Annotated in this window: 19 protein-coding genes; 17 read left to right on the top strand and 2 right to left on the bottom strand. The window is 40.3% G+C overall.

Annotated elements, in window-relative coordinates; translation table 11 throughout:
* Positions 1-13: 13 nt before the first annotated feature.
* From NSQ66_RS19410 to NSQ66_RS19400, 3 genes are all read left to right on the top strand, one after another.
* Entirely contained in the window at positions 14-1,603 is a 1,590-nt protein-coding gene (locus NSQ66_RS19410) for a peptide ABC transporter substrate-binding protein (RefSeq protein ID WP_339279343.1), read from the top strand.
* A gap of 184 nt (positions 1,604-1,787) precedes the next feature.
* Positions 1,788-2,339 carry a polymer-forming cytoskeletal protein gene (locus NSQ66_RS19405; protein WP_076100192.1) on the top strand — a complete coding sequence of 184 codons (552 nt, stop codon included), beginning with the start codon at positions 1,788-1,790 and terminating at the stop codon, positions 2,337-2,339.
* Positions 2,340-2,998: 659 nt separating this feature from the next.
* A complete protein-coding gene (locus NSQ66_RS19400; protein WP_036688955.1) occupies positions 2,999-3,244 on the top strand; it encodes a hypothetical protein in 246 nt (81 codons plus the stop codon).
* Positions 3,245-3,307: 63 nt separating this feature from the next.
* Here the strand turns inward: NSQ66_RS19400 and NSQ66_RS19395 are convergent, their stop codons facing one another.
* Entirely contained in the window at positions 3,308-3,925 is a 618-nt protein-coding gene (locus tag NSQ66_RS19395; RefSeq protein WP_036688952.1) for a histidine phosphatase family protein, read from the bottom strand.
* Positions 3,926-4,083: 158 nt separating this feature from the next.
* Between NSQ66_RS19395 and NSQ66_RS19390 the strand changes: the two genes are divergently transcribed.
* From NSQ66_RS19390 to rbsB, 8 genes are all read left to right on the top strand, one after another.
* Positions 4,084-4,986 carry a LysR family transcriptional regulator gene (locus NSQ66_RS19390; protein ID WP_076141069.1) on the top strand — a complete coding sequence of 301 codons (903 nt, stop codon included), beginning with the start codon at positions 4,084-4,086 and terminating at the stop codon, positions 4,984-4,986.
* A gap of 60 nt (positions 4,987-5,046) precedes the next feature.
* Positions 5,047-5,514, top strand: coding sequence for a DinB family protein (locus NSQ66_RS19385; RefSeq protein ID WP_076141068.1), 468 nt, complete (start codon positions 5,047-5,049; stop codon positions 5,512-5,514).
* 147 nt (positions 5,515-5,661) lie between these two features.
* Positions 5,662-6,642, top strand: coding sequence for a LacI family DNA-binding transcriptional regulator (locus tag NSQ66_RS19380; RefSeq protein WP_036688945.1), 981 nt, complete (start codon positions 5,662-5,664; stop codon positions 6,640-6,642).
* A gap of 27 nt (positions 6,643-6,669) precedes the next feature.
* Positions 6,670-7,548, top strand: a complete 879-nt coding sequence (gene rbsK / locus NSQ66_RS19375) for a ribokinase (RefSeq protein ID WP_036689135.1) — start codon at positions 6,670-6,672, stop codon at positions 7,546-7,548.
* A 2-nt stretch (positions 7,549-7,550) separates the two neighbouring features.
* Positions 7,551-7,946 carry a D-ribose pyranase gene (rbsD, locus tag NSQ66_RS19370; protein WP_339279342.1) on the top strand — a complete coding sequence of 132 codons (396 nt, stop codon included), beginning with the start codon at positions 7,551-7,553 and terminating at the stop codon, positions 7,944-7,946.
* A gap of 21 nt (positions 7,947-7,967) precedes the next feature.
* A complete protein-coding gene (locus tag NSQ66_RS19365; RefSeq protein ID WP_076141067.1) occupies positions 7,968-9,449 on the top strand; it encodes a sugar ABC transporter ATP-binding protein in 1,482 nt (493 codons plus the stop codon).
* 2 nt (positions 9,450-9,451) lie between these two features.
* Positions 9,452-10,420: a ribose ABC transporter permease gene (gene rbsC / locus NSQ66_RS19360; protein ID WP_036688938.1), complete on the top strand. Its 969-nt coding sequence runs from the start codon at positions 9,452-9,454 to the stop codon at positions 10,418-10,420.
* A 13-nt stretch (positions 10,421-10,433) separates the two neighbouring features.
* A complete protein-coding gene (gene rbsB / locus NSQ66_RS19355; RefSeq protein ID WP_036688935.1) occupies positions 10,434-11,357 on the top strand; it encodes a ribose ABC transporter substrate-binding protein RbsB in 924 nt (307 codons plus the stop codon).
* A 69-nt stretch (positions 11,358-11,426) separates the two neighbouring features.
* On the opposite strand, the gene NSQ66_RS19350 is transcribed toward rbsB, so the two are convergent.
* Complete coding sequence (locus NSQ66_RS19350; protein ID WP_076141066.1) at positions 11,427-13,292, bottom strand: LTA synthase family protein; 1,866 nt, start codon at positions 13,290-13,292, stop codon at positions 11,427-11,429.
* Positions 13,293-13,498: 206 nt separating this feature from the next.
* On the opposite strand from NSQ66_RS19350, the gene NSQ66_RS19345 reads away from it, so the two are divergent.
* From NSQ66_RS19345 to NSQ66_RS19320, 6 genes are all read left to right on the top strand, one after another.
* On the top strand, positions 13,499-14,047 hold the full coding sequence (locus NSQ66_RS19345) for a sigma-70 family RNA polymerase sigma factor (protein WP_076141065.1): 549 nt from the start codon (positions 13,499-13,501) through the stop codon (positions 14,045-14,047).
* Positions 14,037-15,329, top strand: coding sequence for a DUF4179 domain-containing protein (locus NSQ66_RS19340; protein WP_076141064.1), 1,293 nt, complete (start codon positions 14,037-14,039; stop codon positions 15,327-15,329). The genes NSQ66_RS19345 and NSQ66_RS19340 overlap by 11 nt, the downstream gene beginning before the upstream one ends.
* A gap of 68 nt (positions 15,330-15,397) precedes the next feature.
* Positions 15,398-15,859, top strand: a complete 462-nt coding sequence (locus NSQ66_RS19335; RefSeq protein ID WP_076141063.1) for a hypothetical protein — start codon at positions 15,398-15,400, stop codon at positions 15,857-15,859.
* A gap of 617 nt (positions 15,860-16,476) precedes the next feature.
* The gene (locus NSQ66_RS19330) at positions 16,477-16,992 is read left to right on the top strand and encodes a GNAT family N-acetyltransferase (protein WP_076141061.1); all 516 of its coding nucleotides are present in this window, start codon (positions 16,477-16,479) and stop codon (positions 16,990-16,992) included.
* A gap of 46 nt (positions 16,993-17,038) precedes the next feature.
* Positions 17,039-17,527 (top strand): LURP-one-related family protein, encoded by a 489-nt coding sequence (locus NSQ66_RS19325; protein ID WP_076141060.1) that lies wholly within the window; start codon positions 17,039-17,041, stop codon positions 17,525-17,527.
* Between the two features lie 262 nt (positions 17,528-17,789).
* Complete coding sequence (locus NSQ66_RS19320; RefSeq protein ID WP_038572215.1) at positions 17,790-18,212, top strand: hypothetical protein; 423 nt, start codon at positions 17,790-17,792, stop codon at positions 18,210-18,212.
* Positions 18,213-18,286 lie beyond the last annotated feature (74 nt).

The raw sequence follows: 18,286 nt of genomic DNA, 5'->3' as shown, positions 1-18,286 counted from the left end.
AGGGGAAGTGTCGATGAAAAAATTGCTCCATGTTCTCTTTGTTTTAGTATTACTAATAGGTTTAAATGTAAGTGAAGGGAACACTGCATCTGCTGTACAGGCTAAACAGGTGTTGCGTATTGGTTTTGATTATATTCCTGTAGATCTAGATCCTGCCACTTCCACAGATAGTAGTACGACTACGGTCTTTAAAGGGATATTTGAGGGATTGGTGCGTTTGAATGATGCGGGAGAGGCGGTTCCCGGGATAGCCAAGTCGTGGACAGTCTCCAAGGATGGGAAAACATACACGTTCTCCTTGCGGCCGAGCGCAAAATGGAGTAATCAGCAGCAGGTTAAGGCTTCAGATTTTGAGTATGCATGGAAACAAGCGCTTGCACCTCAGTCTATGAATAGCTATGCATTCAAAATGTTCATAATTGCTAACGCAGAGAATTATCATAAAGGGAAGCTAAAGGAGTCTTCGAAAGTGGGTGTGAAAGCGTTAAATAACGATACACTCCAAGTGACTTTGAATGAAAAAACTTCACATTTCCCGCAGCTTCTCGCGGAAAGTATTTACATGCCAATTAATGCGCAAGTCGCGAAAGCAGATAAGAATTGGGCGTACAATATTAAAACTATGGTTACTAATGGCCCTTTTAAACTGCAACAGTGGGATGAAAATTCGATTCATCTAATTAAAAATCCAAACTATTATGCGGCGCAAGAAATTCGTTTCTCAGAGGTGCATCTACTTCGGCCTAAAGCTGGAACACCTTCGCCAACTATGGCCTACTTAAACAATGAAGTTGACTGGGTAGGGGCAAAAGATGAGCTGATAGATAAGGCTTCTTTAAATTCTGTATTCCCTCAGGAGTTATATGCTTTGCCGTATGCTTCTACATATTATTATCAGTACAATCTAAGCAAAGCACCTTTCAAAAATCTGAAGATACGTAAAGCATTAGCCATGGCAGCTAACCGAGAATCTATCGGCTATGGTACACCTGCTTACGGTTTTATTCCTCGGAGTATTCGTGGTTCCAAGTTGAATTTTAGATCAGAGATTATTGATACACGGTATTTCAAAGAGGATGTAATACAGGCTAAGAAATTACTTCAGGAAGGTTTGAAGGAAGAGGGCTTAACTCAGCTTCCTAGTTTTTCGATTATTATAAATGAAGGGCATGAAGAAATTGCAGAAGCCGTTATTAACAGCTGGAACAAAAATCTGGGCATTACAGTAGGCTTTGAGGTTCAACCCTGGGAAGATCTGCTTGATAATCGTCTTAAGCAGAATTATACAATGGCAAAAGCGGCTTGGGCAGCCGACTATAACGATCCATCGACTTTTTTAGATTATTTCACATCTTGGAGCAGCGATAATGATTCGGGCTGGAGCAGTGCACTTTATGATAGTTATATTAAACAAGCTAGGCTTACATTAGACACTAGCGAACGAAACAAGCTTTATGCAAAAGCTGAAAAAATGCTCATTGACCAAATGGTCATCCTTCCGCTGTATTATTTTTATGCTGATGTTTTGCATAAACCTAACATTAAAAAAGTAAGTGTAGAGTATGATGGTTCCATATCTTTTTCAAGAGGGTATTTAATCTAAAAAATTATAGTAATAAAGACTATGAGGATACTTCCGCAGTTATTGGGAGTGTCCTTTTTGTATGGAATTAATCACCTTTGTGAAACCGCTTCAGATAACGACACAATATTGTGAAATTTTTCACCTGTTTATTAAAAATTTTAATATATAATTAATTTATAATCAAAAACAAGGGGGATTTAAAATGAAGTTATTTAAAATGATGTTAGTAGCAGGCGTCTCGGTTGCAGTCTTGTCTGGTTGTGGTGCGAATAATAATAATGCAACTAATTCAGCGGCTACTACGGCTCCAGCTACAGAGCAAACGGATGCAGTTACTACAGCTTCAATCGTAAATCAAGCAGATGCGTTTACCAAGGCTGTAAGTAAAGATGGAAACTGGATTATTGCCATTCTAAATGATGTGACCATTGCCCAAGATGTTGTTGTTGAAGGCGAATTCCATGATAAAGGGGCCGCAGACGGCGACATCTACCGTAAGATTGCTCTTTATGCCCAAGACGCTGATCACAAAGTTACTGCCAATTACACACTCACTGTACCTAAGTTAACCGTACAAAGTGAAAATTTGCGAGTTCAAGGCGGAACCATTAAAGGTGATGTTTATGTAGAAGCGAACGGATTTAACCTGCATGAAACCTCGACTATTGATGGAAATCTTTACTTCGCAAACGAAGATGTGAAAGCAACTGCAGGGATTGAAGGTAAAGTGACTGGGGCAACTGAAGTTAAATAAGTTAGTGATGATTTCGATTAGGTAGAAGTAGAAGGACTAAATAGATAGAATTATCCGGATAGGATAGGCAAAAGGAATCAGTAATGAATGGGCTGACTCATAATGGACTACACCCCATCTAGTTACCATATGAGAGCCAACGGCTTCGAAGTAACAAGTAATGGAGTATTGAAGCAGTGAATTATTGGAGTATGAAGTAATGGAGTATGAAACATTGAAGTGTACAGTAGATGGTTTTAACTGTATTTTGTACAACTAAAATGCTCAAAACGCCCGGCCAATGAAAATAGCTGTATTTTGTACATCTATTTTCCTGATTTAATACTCTATAGGCTATTTCTCTAGTTTTTAATTGTATAGAATACACTTAAAGTTAGAATTAGCCCTTGTGGATATCGAATAAGTGTATAGATTGCAGTTATCTTACAGATATATCAAGATAGTGCGCTACAACGGAGTGGTTATCCGAAAGCTACGAATGATTAAGCTTAGCTCATAACCTATCAAGCAAATCACAACAGACCCAAAACACCAGTCAGCGAACCTCCAATAACGGAGAATCGCTGCCTGGTTGTTTTTTTGTGGAAGAATATATCAACTGTTGTTGATTTTCTTCATATTGACTTATACTATTACTACCACTACTAGGAGGAACACATATGTCTAAGGAGTATTCGCGCACATATATTGAGAGCGTAAAGCTTGAAATGTTAAATAGGTTGGGATTAAAGCAAGTGTTCTTCAAGGAGCAAATAGGGGACAGCCTAATTTTTGAAGCTGTGGGCTTTGATAAAGGGGCAAAACACCGTTTTTGCGTTAGACCAAAGACGAAAACGATTGATGAATTCATTTCAGGCAAATGGATGAAGGTACGCAGTTTTATAATCAAAAGTGTGGATATTTAATGTTGAACGCTAAAAAGGTAGCCCCGTTAATCGGAGTTACCTTTTTATTTTTTTAATACATAGTCATTGATAATGTGAAGTATCTCCATACAGATCGATGGTTGTATTGTTATCAGTTAGGGTTACTTTACATAATGCAGTAGAGAGAATATCCGGTAACTCCCCTATTTCCTGCAATGATTTATTAAGAAAATAAGCCATAATGACTTTTAAAGTCATCCGATGGGTGACGATGAGCACCTCTAGCCCTACGTTATCGTTAATGATGCGCTCCATTGTCGGCACTACTCTTTCTTCAAGCTGCTTATAAGTTTCACCTGAGGTTAGAGGAATATATAGATCGGGTCTGGTGAAAAAATGGGAATATTGTAAAGGGGATTCTAGTTGTATCTGATCCGTATTCATTCCTTCCCAGCTCCCCATGTTAATTTCCATTAAAGAAACTTGCTGATGAATAGGTAAACTCCGCTTTCCCCGTAAAATCTGTGCAGTATGCAATGCTCTTGGACTAGTACTAGAATAAATTGCGCCTAAGTTTTCTACTTGCAAACGATCTCTCAACCATTCCGCCTGCTGTTCGCCCAAGGCTGTAAGCGCAGAATTTTGATGGCCTTGCATTCGTTTTTGTAAATTCCATTCTGTTTGCCCGTGGCGGGTTAAGTATAATACTGTCTTTGTCATTAACAAAACCTCCCTTATGAATAGTTGTAAGTATAAAAGAAATAAATATAAATAAACAATATATAATAGTTAACATCCATAATGTATAGTTATAGTAAAATGACTGAGGATAAGCGGCGAATACAGATATTATTTTATGAAGTGAGGAAGAGATCACGATGAACTATCATGTATTAAAATTGTTTTATTACGTTGCGATCACAGGTAGTGTGACCAAAGCCTCTGAACGTTTGCATATCAGTCAACCCGCTATATCAGCGCAAATCCGTAAGTTTGAACGGGAGAATCATATTTTATTATTTGAAATTAAAGGAAAGAGGATGGTGCCCACCCCTTTAGGAAAAAGGTTAATCGAACCTCTTGAGAAGTTTTTTGCCATGGGTGATCAAGTCCAGCAAATCATTGAAGACTATCACAAATTTCCTGAGGGGAATCTGCGGATTGCAGGTAATTATTTGGCGACAAGCATCCTCATTCCCCGGTGGGCGTCATTATTTAAACAATCTTTTCCGGAAGTTAACATTCAGATCACTACTACTAATTCTCATGGAGTCATGGAAAAATTGAATAATTTTGAAGCAGACGTGGCGATTTACAGTGATATGGAGTTTCCTTCGCATAATACAGGAGTGTTCGAACATTGGGAGTTATATAGGGACGAGTATGTATTCGTGGTTTCTTCCCATCACCCTTTTGCGAAACAGCAGGTAAGTTTTGAAGAAGTGATGTCTGAAGCATTTATTATGAGAGAAGAGGGCAGTGCAGCCAGAGAGCGGCTTGTCCGGTTGTGTGAAGAAAGAAGTGTACAGCAACCAACGATTGGGCTTCAATTTAATGGAGTGAATGAAGTTATTCAAGCTGTGATTGCCGGTTATGGAATTAGTTATGTATCCGCTTTGTTGGCGAAACCTTATCTTGATCAGGGAACATTAGCTAATGTAGCAGTAGAAAATGTAGTCTCCAAGCATTCGATATGGATGGGTTACAGAAAGAAGGAACTTCAAGAAAGCTATATGCAGTCGTTTATTACGCTCGTTATGAAACAATTAAGTTTAAAATAATATTAGGAAATTAAAGATAAGCTTATGGTAAACTATGGATAAAAGTTAGGAGGGGTCATAATGGATCAAATCATATTCAAACAACTTAAGTTTGTGCGTAGTGTTACTGTGCGTGCTGTCGAGGGACTATCTGAGGGAATTTTAGATAGTATTCCAGAAGGTTTTAATAACAATATCCGCTGGAACTTGGGACATATTTATTTGGTGCAAGAGAAGTTTGCCTTTCATTCTGCTAGGGAGCTTATGCAATTGCCGGCAAGCTTTGAACGCTTATTTGCGAAAGGGACTAAACCAGCCGAGTGGAATGAGGAACCGCCAACGCTTGAAGTTTTACTTGAGATGCTTACGGAGCAACCCAAACGGATCCAGGAAGCTTTTCACAATCGCTTAAGTGAGCAAGTAACCCCTCTTACAACAGGAAGTGGATTAACCTTAAATTCAATCGGTGAATTCATAAATTTCACACTTTACCATGAAGGTATGCACTTCAATACAATAAAATTATTAAATCGCTTTGCAGATGAATAAATTCAAATAACAAAAGATATCGATATATAATTGGTATCTTTTGTTAGCTTTATGATCAAAAAAAAGATTTGTAAATGAAAAGGTTATGTGATAATCTAATTTATGTAATACATGTAACCGGTTACACATTGGGGGATGAATTAAAGAATGATGACGATCAAAGATGTCGCAAAAATAGCTGGAGTTTCGGTAGCAACAGTCTCACGGGTTATAAATGAATCTGGATATGTGAATATCGATACTCGCAAAAAGGTTGAGGCAGCGATCAAAGAAATGAATTATACCCCTAATGAGGTTGCAAGATCATTGTACAAGCGGAAATCTAAATTAATTGGGCTGCTCTTGCCTGATATTACCAACCCCTTCTTCCCGCAGTTAGCGCGGGGGATAGAGGATCGGATGCAGGAGCAAGGTTATCGGATCATCTTTGGCAATAGTGATGAGAACGAGGACAAAGAGATGGATTATATTCAAACCTTTATCCAAAATAATGTCATTGGTATGATATCGTCAACCAACTTCCCTGAGAGCGACGTTTATTCTAACTTGAAAATTCCGGTCGTATTTCTGGACCGTACTTCTAACGATAGCCCTTCCGTATACGCAGATGGCAAAAAGGGCGGACGTCTTGCAGCACAAGAGATTATCGCACGGGGAAGCAAAAAAATCACAGTAATACAAGGACCGGCGCATATCAAACCTGCACAAGATCGATTTCTTGGGGCGATTGAAGTACTTAATGAAATGGGAATCAGCTATAATGTGATCCAAACTTCATCCTTCTCCCATACAGTAGCAGAACAATGGGCTGTGGAGTTATTTGCTAAATATATAGATACAGATGGCGTAATTGCCAGTAATGATATTGTCGCGACGGCAGTCATTCATGAAGCACATCGTTTAGGTAAAAGAGTGCCGCAGGATCTGCAAATCATCGGATTCGATGATATCCCGCTTAGCAGCTTGTTGTCACCTGCTTTATCCACCATTCGCCAGCCGGCACATGATATGGGTAGAGAAGCGGCGGGTTTACTTATTAAGCTAATTGAGCAAGATAAGGTGGAAGAGAAGATTATTCAACTACCCGTTAGCTTTGTGGAGCGGGAAACTACAAGAAGTAAAGAATAGATGACAACATGAGAAAGGTTGATGAAAATGGCTAAGATTTGTGTAATTGGCAGCTGTTCAATGGATTTAGTAGTGACTTCGAATAAGCGACCTCACGCGGGTGAGACTGTGCTTGGAGAACAATTCTCCACCGTTCCGGGCGGTAAGGGCGCGAACCAAGCAGTCGCTGCTGCCCGTCTTGGAGCAGAAGTTACGATGGTTGGTTGTGTAGGTGATGATTTCTATGGTACCGCTATCATGGATAATCTGAAAAAGAATCGCGTTTTTACCGCCAATGTGGAACCGGTTACACATGCCGAAAGTGGCACAGCCCACATCATTTTAGCGGAAGGTGATAATAGCATTATCGTTGTAAAAGGTGCCAATGATTTAGTTACTCCTGCTTTGGTTGAACGGGCACTTGAGAATATTAAAGGCTCTGACATGGTATTAATCCAACAAGAAATTCCGGAAGAAACGGTGTCTTTTGTAAGTGAGATTTGCCACAAATTCAATGTGCCTATGTTGCTTAACCCAGCACCTGCTCGTCCTATCAGTGAAACGATTATAAACAATGCCACCTATTTAACACCCAATGAACATGAATGTGCAATATTATTTCCTGAGATGAGTACTGCTGAAGCTTTACGCAAATATCCCAATAAGTTATTTATAACCGAGGGCAGCAATGGTGTGCGTTATTACGATGGTAAACAGGAAGTTTTAGTTCCCACCTATAAAGTAAATGCTATAGATACCACTGGAGCAGGAGATACTTTTAATGCGGCATTTGCTGTTGCTCTAGCTGAAGGCAAGTCTATTCGAACTAGTGTAAAGTTTGCCAATCGCGCGGCTTCTTTATCCGTCACAAAATTTGGTGCCCAAGGTGGCATGCCAACAAGAGTAGAGGTGGAGGTGAGTCTTTAATTATGAAAAAACAAGGAATCTTAAACAGTCATATTTCCAAAGTGCTTACTGATTTAGGCCACACCGATACGATTGTCATTGCTGATATTGGATTACCCGTTCCACCTGGTGTTCCAAAGATTGATTTAGCACTTAAATTGGGAGTTCCCAGCTTCCAAGAGCTTGTCGAAATCATTTCAGAGGATATGGTCATTGAGAAAGTTATCGTAGCAGAGGAATTAGCTGCAAAAAATAAAGATACCTCTGAATACTTGAATGGCAAATTTAAGGAAATACCTATAGAGGCGATTTCACATGAACAATTTAAATGGTTAACCCAGCATGCGAAGGTCATCATTCGTACGGGGGAAGCTAAGCCTTATGCAAATTGTATTTTACAAGCCGGGGTCTATTTTTGATAAAAAGGGGGTTCAAAGCGTATGCACATTACGATGAAAGATATTTATAAATCTTTTGGGGCTAACCGTGTGTTGACGGGTGTGGATTTTGAACTGAAGGATGGCGAAGTTCATGCCCTAATGGGAGAAAATGGCGCAGGCAAGTCTACTCTGATGAACATTCTGATTGGACTGCATCAGCGTGATCAAGGGACCATTACTATAGATGGTCAGGAAACATACTTTAATAATCCCAAAGAGGCTGAACGTTATGGGATCGCTTTTATTCATCAGGAGCTGAACGTGTGGCCGGATATGACGGTTCTAGATAATCTGTTTATTGGTAAGGAACGAACCTCCAAACTAGGGATCTTAAATATGAAAGAGATGAAAGCGTTAGCAAATGAACAATTTCGTAAGCTCTCCGTAACGATTCCCTTAAATCAAGAGGCGGGGGAATGTTCGGTAGGTGAGAAACAGATGATTGAGATTGCAAAAGCGCTTATGACTCATGCAAAAGTTATCGTCATGGACGAACCGACAGCGGCATTAACCGAACGGGAAATCCAAAAATTGTTCGAAGTCATAACTTCCCTTAAAAAGGAAGGCGTCTCCATCGTGTATATTTCGCACCGGATGGAAGAGATCTTTACGATATGTGACCGAATAACGGTCATGCGAGATGGGAAAACAGTAGACACGAAGCCTATTCCAGAGACTAACTTCGATGATGTAGTTCGGAAGATGGTAGGGCGTGAATTAACTGACCGGTTTCCTGAGCGTACCTCCAAACCCGGAGAGGTTGTTCTTGAAGTCAAAAATGCCACGAAAAAAGGGCAATTTAAAGATGTTAATTTCTCCGTTCATTCTGGTGAGATCTTAGGCTTCTCAGGATTAATGGGATCTGGACGAACAGAAATGATGAGAACCTTATTCGGATTGGAATCGTTAGACCGTGGTGAGATTATGGTACGGGGAGAAAAGGTCACGATTCGAAATCCCAATGATGCGATGAAGGTGGGGATAGGATTCGTTACGGAGGATCGGAAAGATGAAGGGTTAGTGCTTGATTTCTCTATTCGAGACAATATGGTCCTTACAAATTTATATAGCTTCGCTCCTAAGGGTGTAATCATTGATAAAAAAGAACAAGAATTTGTAGACATACTTATCAAACGGCTGCACATCAAGACACAGTCTTCCTCCACTTTGGTCCGGAATTTATCCGGGGGGAATCAACAAAAAGTGGTCATCGCCAAATGGATTGGGATTGGCTTAAGTGTGCTTATCCTCGATGAACCTACCCGTGGAGTGGACGTAGGAGCTAAACGGGAGATCTACCAGCTCATGAACGAATTAACGGAACGTGGAGTCGCCATTATCATGGTATCGTCAGAGCTTCCTGAAGTTTTAGGAATGAGCGACCGGATCGTAGTGGTTCATGAAGGGGAAATTAGTGGAGAGCTATCACAACAAGAAGCTACGCAAGAAAAAATCATGACGTTAGCTACAGGGGGGCAATAGTAATGACAACTATCAAAGGTGAGAGAGAAAATAAAGGTTTTCAAATCGGGCAAATTACACAGAAGCTAGGTCCATTACTAGGGCTGATTATTCTAATTGTTATCGTTACGGTGTTGAACCCAAGCTTTATGGAGCCCCTTAATATCCTGAACTTGCTTAGACAAGTTGCCATAAATGCGCTTATCGCTTTTGGGATGACCTTTGTTATTCTAACGGGTGGTATCGATTTATCGGTGGGTTCTATTCTAGCCCTATCCAGTGCCTTCACAGCTAACCTGATGTTGTCAGGTTGGGATCCTGTCTTAGCTATTATTGTAGGTTGTTTAGCGGGTGGTGTGATGGGGATGGTCAACGGACTGATGATTACCAAAGGTAAAATGGCACCATTTATCGCTACGTTGGCGACCATGACGATTTTCCGGGGATTAACTCTTGTATACACAGACGGTAATCCAATCACAGGTCTTGGAGACAGCATGACCTTCCAATTGTTTGGTCGTGGATATTTACTGGGAATACCTGTACCTGCTATAACAATGCTCATCGTCTTCGCAGTCTTATGGGTTGTATTGCACAAAACTCCATTTGGTCGTAAAACCTATGCCATTGGTGGTAATGAAAAAGCATCAATTATTTCAGGGATTAAAGTAGACCGCATTAAAATTATGATCTATTCATTGACCGGTATGTTGTCCGCATTGGCAGGAGCTATCCTGACTTCCAGATTGAACTCAGCACAACCCACAGCAGGCACATCCTATGAGCTGGATGCTATCGCAGCTGTAGTATTAGGCGGTACGAGCTTAACTGGTGGTCGTGGACGTATCGTAGGCACATTGATTGGTGCACTGATTATCGGGATTTTGAACAATGGTTTGAACTTGCTCGGCGTATCCTCTTTTTACCAAATGGTGGTCAAAGGGATCGTTATTGCCATTGCCGTACTCATAGACCGTAAGAAAGCCGTATAAGGGGGATTCCAACATGAAAAAGTTAACTTTGATTCTTACTTCCTTACTATTAATTCTCATGACAGGTTGTTCCTTGGAGCCTCCAGAGTGGGCTAAGCCTAGCAGTGGTGGAAGCATGGAGAATATGAAGATTGGATTATCCATATCTACTTTAAATAACCCCTTCTTTGTATCCGTTAAAGATGGTGTTTTGGCCGAGGCTAAGAAGCAAGGCTTGGAAGTCCTTGTCATTGATGCCCAAAATGATTCTGCTAAACAAAGTAATGACGTCGAAGATTTGATGCAAAAAGGTGTGAATGCGTTATTGATCAATCCTGTAGATTCATCAGCGATCTCGACGGTAGTGCAAACAGCTAACAGTTTAAATATTCCCGTCGTTACTTTGGACCGTTCCGCAGATCAAGGGGATATCAAAGCTCTTGTTGCCTCTGACAATGTAAAGGGTGGCTCTATGGCGGCAGAATATATTGTAGAGCAGCTTGGGAAAGGTGCAAAGGTCATCGAGCTAGAAGGATCCCCAGGAGCGTCAGCGACTCGGGAACGCGGTAAGGGATTCCATGAAATTGCGGACAGCCAGCTAGATGTCATTGCTAAGCAAACGGCTGATTTCGACCGTACGAAAGGCCTGACCGTTATGGAGAACCTTCTACAAGGAAATCCTGGTGTACAAGCAGTTTTCGCTCATAATGATGAAATGGCGCTAGGTGCCATTGAAGCCATTCAAAGTTCAGGCAAGAATATCCCTGTGATTGGTTTTGATGGAAATGAAGATGCACTTAAATCCATCGAAGCTGGTAAATTAACAGGAACCGTTGCTCAGCAGCCTGAATTAATTGGCCAGCTAGCCATTCAAGCCGCTAAGGATGTATTAGAAGGCAAAACCGTAGAAAAGCTGATTGCGGCACCGCTTAAACTAGTTGTTAAAGAGTCAAAATAATAACCATTATAGAAAAAGACTGCGCTCGCCGATTTGGCGAGCACAGTCTTTTTTGCTGTACATTGCAGCTTATTCTTCAATAACTCTATCCGGTAGCTGTGTAACATAGCTGTCTGACAAATGGAGCAGTTGTAAGGCACGCTCGAATTCGTCTTCTGTGGATTGCAGAGGTTGATCGCCGTTACCAGATAAAGTATAATGCTGGCCATCCTCGAAGCCACTGCCGGATAAGAAGAGCTCTTCGTTATTTACGAAAGATCCTGTAGGCAAATAATACCGTTGTGGAAGTAAGTTATATGATGATTGATTCAAGAGATCTTGTCCGAAATGAATATGATCTGTAAGTGAGACACCCAATAAATTAGATACGGTAGGTAAAATATCCACTTGCCCGCCCAGCTGTTCTTTTACACTAGGTGTTGTAATCCCTGTCGCTGACATGATCAACGGAATATTAATCAATTCACGTTCCGAATATTCATGGCCGAGAATCTCTTCCAGTAGGAGATGATCATCCTCTTTTAGAGAGAAGATAGGCAGCCCACGATGATCCCCGTACAATACGATCAAGCTGTTATCCCACACTCCGTTTTGTTTGAGCTCATCAATAAAAAGTCCTAGCGCATAATCAGCATAATTCTGAGCCCGAATATAATCGCCAACAAGCGTTCCTTCGAATCGCACTGGAAGTGTCATTTTGTATTTATCCTCTGGGATGGAGAACGGGTTATGAGATGACATCGAAATTACATGGGAGTAGAAGGGCTGGTCATCCTGATCCATTCTTGCCAGCTCTGCAGCGGTTTTTTCATACAAAACTTCATCAGAAGCGCCATAAAATACTGTGTCTTCTTCCCCGAAGTAAGTTTTATCATAATAACGATTGAATCCCAAAGCACTATAAAGCTCACCACGGTTCCAAAAGTCGACTTCGTTCGTATGGAATGTTGCCGTATCGTAACCTTGTGCTTGCAGCAGCTTGGGTAAGCTTGGAAGCTCTTTAGGAGCGTACATTTGGGTAGCTGGACCATCAGGTGGTACATAAAAAGAAGTGTTCACAATAAACTCTGCGTCAGAAGTGTTGCCTTGTCCAACCTGCTGGTAGAAACGCGGGAAGTAGAAGCTGCTGGCCGCAAGCTTGTTCATATTTGGTGTGATTTCTTGTCCATCAATCTTTAGATTGATTAAGAAGTTCTGGAAAGACTCCATTTGCAGAATGATTAGATTTTTTCCTTTGGCGGCTCCAAATAAAACTGGGTTAGAGATTGCTTGAATTCCTTTGGTTTTATCAATAGTGGATTGCGTAATCTCAGAGACGTCAATTTGTTCTTCCTCTTGATCAGCTAGCAGAGAGTAGGCTTCATAATTAAGAATGCCCATTTGCTCCGCTTTAATCGTTTCGTTCATACTGGCACGGTTTGGAAAAATATTCATTGCACAAATGATGATGGAAATACAGAACAGGACTGCCACCGCTTTACGGTTACTTTTGCGCGACATGGCTTTTTTCCAATCCAGTGCTTTCTGTTTTCTAAACATCACCAAGCTGATGACAATGATATCCACAAAGATAAGCATATATTGAGGACGAAGGACCGAAAATATACTTTTCTTTACGGCTCCCACTTGTTTGACCTGATCTAATACTTGCGAAGTAGCAATGATGCCAAAATGATTATGATATACAATTAATGAGAAAAATAGAGTAGTAATCAACACATTGACAAGCATGTAAATTGCAATTTTTCGTTTCGTAGCGAACCATTCAATCAAGCAAAAGACTAGAAGTACAAAAGGGATTTCTTTAAGCCAAGTGGTCCAAGTAGGGCCATCTTCAAATAGAAAATACCAGGCAAAATAGCTTTTTACAAGCATAATGAGAGAGAAGAATAGCAGGGATCTTTTACTGAGGGTACGAGGTTCTTTAAACGGCATTGCTTATGCCCATCCTTTTCTTTTTAGATTAGTTCATTCTATTACATTGAAGCGTTTAAAATCAACTAGATTTGGGTATGTCTGAGTGAAATTTTCCTGAATATTACAGTTTAGGTGGATTGAATAGTTCGCGATATATAAAAATTTTTTATGAAGATGAACTTTTTACAGTGCTCCTGACTCATATAGGGGAGAGAGGTGAAGGCATGGATGTTATGCGATTGGTGAAAAAAGCCAAAAAAGGAAAAAAAGAAGTTTTGCTGCAATTAATTATGTCTGAAAAAGATGTTTTTTATAGGCTTGCGTACAGCTATATGGGAAATGCGCAAGATGCAATGGATGCCATGGAGGAAATGATAGTTACGTTATACGAGAAGATTGATCAACTTAAGAAAGAGGAGTCTTTTTACAGCTGGAGTAAAACGATTTTGGTAAATGGCTGCAAAAGGCAGCTTCATAAGCGAAGCAAACTGGTGTTATTAGAGGATTGGAGCTCCAATGATAAGATGGAAAGCGTCCATGTTGCACCAGGCGATCCTTATCATAAAAGTGAACAGCAAATGGATATGCAGACGTTATTGTTACATGTGAACGAGCAGCAAAGAGAAGCAATTCAATTAAAGTATTTTCATGATCTCGATTATCAAACGATAGCTGACATTACACAGGTCTCGATCGGAACTGTTAAATCAAGAATCTACAATGGATTACAAACGCTAAAAAATCATTACAGAGGTGATGTTGATGAACGATAACGTCGAACAACGATTAGTGGATGAGAAGAGGAATTTAGAGTCCATAACTGCACCTGTGGGTTTAGAAATGAGATTAAGAAATGCTTTAGACTCGGCACCCCCAAAAAGAATAAAAAGAAAAAGCTCCCCCCTCTGGAAGATTGCAGTCGTCATCTTATTAGTGATAGTGGTTTCTGGAAACAGCTATAATGCCTTCGCTTATTATGGAAAAAAGTTATTTGGTTTTGATGAGGTGTTAGAGGGAACTTTGCAACAACTCAATGAACAAGGAATGGGACAAAGCATAGACAAAAAGACGACGTTAGCAGATGGCACAGAACTTACGATTAACGGAATTATGGCTGATGCCAATCAATTTATTGTGTATTATACGTTAATCAATCCTAAGGGACTAGAGGAGACGGGAGATCATTTTAGTCCTTCTAAAATAGAAGGGTTTCTCACGAATTCTAACATAAGAAGTGGCGTATCTTTAATCAACGACGAACATACAGAAATAAAAGGCACGATGACATTTGATAGCGTAAACCCATTTTCGAAAAAACTATCACTTCGTTACTGGGAACCTCTACAGAAAGGGCAGATGAGTGAAGGGAGCATAACGTTTTCTTATAATCCAAATCAAGCGATGGGGACTCAGATCAAGCAATCGATTAATAAAAAGGTCAAAGCCGACAGAGGATCAATTACCTTCAAGTCGATCACGGCCACACCAACCATGACTGTGATTAAAGGGAGTATGAATGTCGAGAATTTCGATCGAATAAGATTAGGGCTAGAAGGCATTCAATTAATTGCCAATGGAAAGCCTGTAGAAATATTAGGTAGTAGCAATAAAACCTCGCTGGGTGGGAGATCATTTGATATTCGTTATGACACCTTGCCAAAAGAACTACATTCATTGCAGCTGGTTGTTAAAGAGTTTGTTGGATATCAGAAGCTGGAAGAGAAGTATCCTCTAAATGCTGATAGTAATGAGCCGATTCTACTGGGGGATAAAGAATTATGGATTAAGGATGTGTCCAATACCGCTCAAGGGATTGAAGTAACTATTGCTACAGATGAGGATGTAATGCTGGATGGTGTGTCTATAGAAAATGCTGGCGAAAACACGGCTTTAAAAACAACAATTAATCAAAAAGAGTCAGAACAAACGAACGGTAAACTCATGAAGGAACGCACCTTATTATTTGATACACAAACGAAACCTGAAAATATTCTGATAGAAGGAATACATTATATGAAGGAATATAACAAGGTGATTGAGATTCCAGTGGATTAAAAAGAGGTGCCATATCCATAATTTATGAAATATAGTAAGCTATAATAGTCTGAGAAAGTGAGGGGGTTATGGAAAATATAGGAGCTTATAAAGTGAGTCGTCCATCGTTAATGTCGCTTCTGTTTTCTATGATTTTTTCAAGTAGCATACTACTGTTAAATGCCAGAAATAATATGGATTATAAAGTATTACTTTATTTTGGTTATATATGGTTGACCTTCTGTCTGATTGTTGTAATCATATTGCTCTATAGGATCATTACGATTAGAAAGTTCATTGAGGTTCGGATTCTTCCAGACTCTATATTAGTAGATAACAAAGAAATTCAAGCGAAACAAATTGAGAATATTTATGTAAAGGGCTATTTCATACCCGTAATAGGCATTAAACCTGTAGATCACAAATTTCCTCCCTATAGATTATGTTTTAGTTTTCTTGACGAAGAATACAAAGGTATGAAAGAACTAACCGCATGGGCCGAACATAATCAGATTAAACTATCTAAAAAAAGATTTATGAGATGGCTTTAACCGGGCTCTGACCAGTCCACCATACCGCGCTATATGCGCACTGCGGAGAGGATGGGTGTCCCAAAAGCCGAAAATGGCTACTGGGGCACCTCATTTTTTTTTGCTCCATCATCGAACCCCAAACGTCGCTCGTTTCCTCTATCCCCAAGCCGCACATTCTTCGATCAAATTTGCGTGCCCAGAAGTAGCTATCGGACTCAGATGACCCTTAGACGCGTCATATCCCACTTTTGGAATCCTAACGGACCGCATAGTCGCTATTGGCCTGAAAAACACCCCAAATGATGCCTTTTCGACGGAATAACTGCGCTGGAGTCCGAAACCTTGCTCCAAAGCCGAAATATTCGCAAATAACGTCATCTGGGTCCGAAAGTAACCGCCATCCATCATCGAACCCCAAAAACCTCGTTCGCTTCCACTTTTGGAGTCCTGACTGCCGCATAGAGACTGATTACGCCATACGCTAATAGGTGGGATGAATGGAAAACACTTAGTTTTTGTTGCAGATACAACAATTATGGTATACTATTTTCCTGTCACATCTGCATAACACCATATAAATGGAGCTCAAAATAAGAGTTTATTTGTAAATTGATATTTTAAAAGGAGAAAACAATATGGCTATCAATATAAAAAAGTGCACGGTCGAAGATCTAGGTTCACTTCAAGGAATTAGTGTTGAAACATTTAATGAGACATTTAGTAATCAAAATTCAACTGAAAATATGAAAGCCTACTTGGATAGAGCATTTAACTTAAAACAATTAGAAAAAGAATTGTCGGATAGCTCATCGGAATTCTATTTTATTTATTTTAATGAAGAAATAGCTGGGTATTTAAAGGTTAACACCGATGATGCTCAATCTGAAGTAATGGGCAATGATTCGCTTGAAATCGAGAGGATTTATATTAGGAAAAAATTTCATAAACAGGGGCTTGGGCAATATCTAATAAATAAAGCTATAGAAATAGCGATACAATGTAATAAAGAGAAGATTTGGCTGGGGGTTTGGGAAAAAAATAAGAACGCCATTAGCTTTTATGAAAAAATGAAGTTTGTTCATACAGGAACTCATTCTTTTTATATGGGTGATGAGGAACAAATAGACTTTATTATGACAAAACAACTATAACATTTCTCTTAAATGATGTTAACTAAGGAGCGATAGGAGGCTTAGAATGAAGCAACTTTATATAAAACAAAAGGTATTCAGTCTAAGTGGTAAATTCACGGTAAAGAATCAGCAGGAGCAAGATGTCTATTACGTAGAGAGCAGTTTTATGCAAATTCCCAAGACTTTCTCTATTATGAATACAACAAGAGATGAAGTCGCACTAATTACAAAAAAGGTGTTCAGTTTTTTACCAAAGTTTTTTGTTGAAGTAGATGGTCGAGAGGTGTTAACGATTAAGAAGGAGTTTTCTTTCTTTAAAGCACGTTATACGATTGATGCGGCTGACATTGAGGTACATGGTAACTGGTGGGACATGGATTTTCAGGTTTTACAGCATGGTGTAGTCATCGGTAAAGTGAACAAGGAGTGGTTCACTTGGGGTGATAGCTATAAGGTTCAAATATTGAATGATGAGATGGAGACGCTCATGATTGCCTTCGTTGTCGCTATTGATTGTGTGAAGGCTGACCAAGCTTCTGCATCTAATCAGTGACGATTTAACGTTAAAGTTGAAAACTTAACAAGGTGACGTGGAAGGAATTAATTCAGCAGGTGCTGATGAGTGTAATTGGCTTAGTTTATTTATGATGCGTTGAACCGTACTATAAGTAGGAGCAAGTTTAGTTTTTTGATATTGCCTATGTTAGATCTTATTGTTGATTTTCATTTTTTGAAAAAATGCCCATTGCGCCCAAGCGCCCTTTCCACGAATGCATATGATGATTATGCCTACTCATTGAAAGGAGCGATCACATATGGGATTTTTTCCAACACCGGGAGCCGGCGGAGGATTTCCAGGATTCCCGGGCGGACCTGGCGGACCTGGCGGACCTGGCATACCGGGAGGACCCGGAGGACCTGGAGGACCCGGGGGACCAGGGTTTCCGGGAACCCCCGGACAATTTCCGGGGGGTGCACCAGGAGGCGTTCAAGCGCCGACGGCTCCTCCACCGCAATTCGTGCCGCAAATGTCGACTACCACATTTGCCATTGATCCCGGCGGGATCAGACGCTGCCTGTTCCGCAACACATACATTTGGCTGAACAACGGCGAGCAATTCTGGTTCTTTCCAGTATTCGTCGGGCGTAATTCTATTGCAGGGTTCAGATGGAACGGTTTTTTCTGGTCGTACTTTGGTATTGATTTGAATCGGATCGCTTCGTTCACGTGCTTCTAAAGCAGACAGCGATAGAGAACAGCCAGCAGGCTGTTCTCTATGTTATGCGAATTTTCGTGTTCCGGGAGTAGTGA

Source organism: Paenibacillus sp. FSL H3-0329 (assembly GCF_037963285.1).
GTDB lineage: Bacteria > Bacillota > Bacilli > Paenibacillales > Paenibacillaceae > Paenibacillus_AQ > Paenibacillus_AQ odorifer.
Note: the sequence above shows the minus strand (reverse complement) of the source record. Positions and strands in the feature narration are given on the sequence as shown.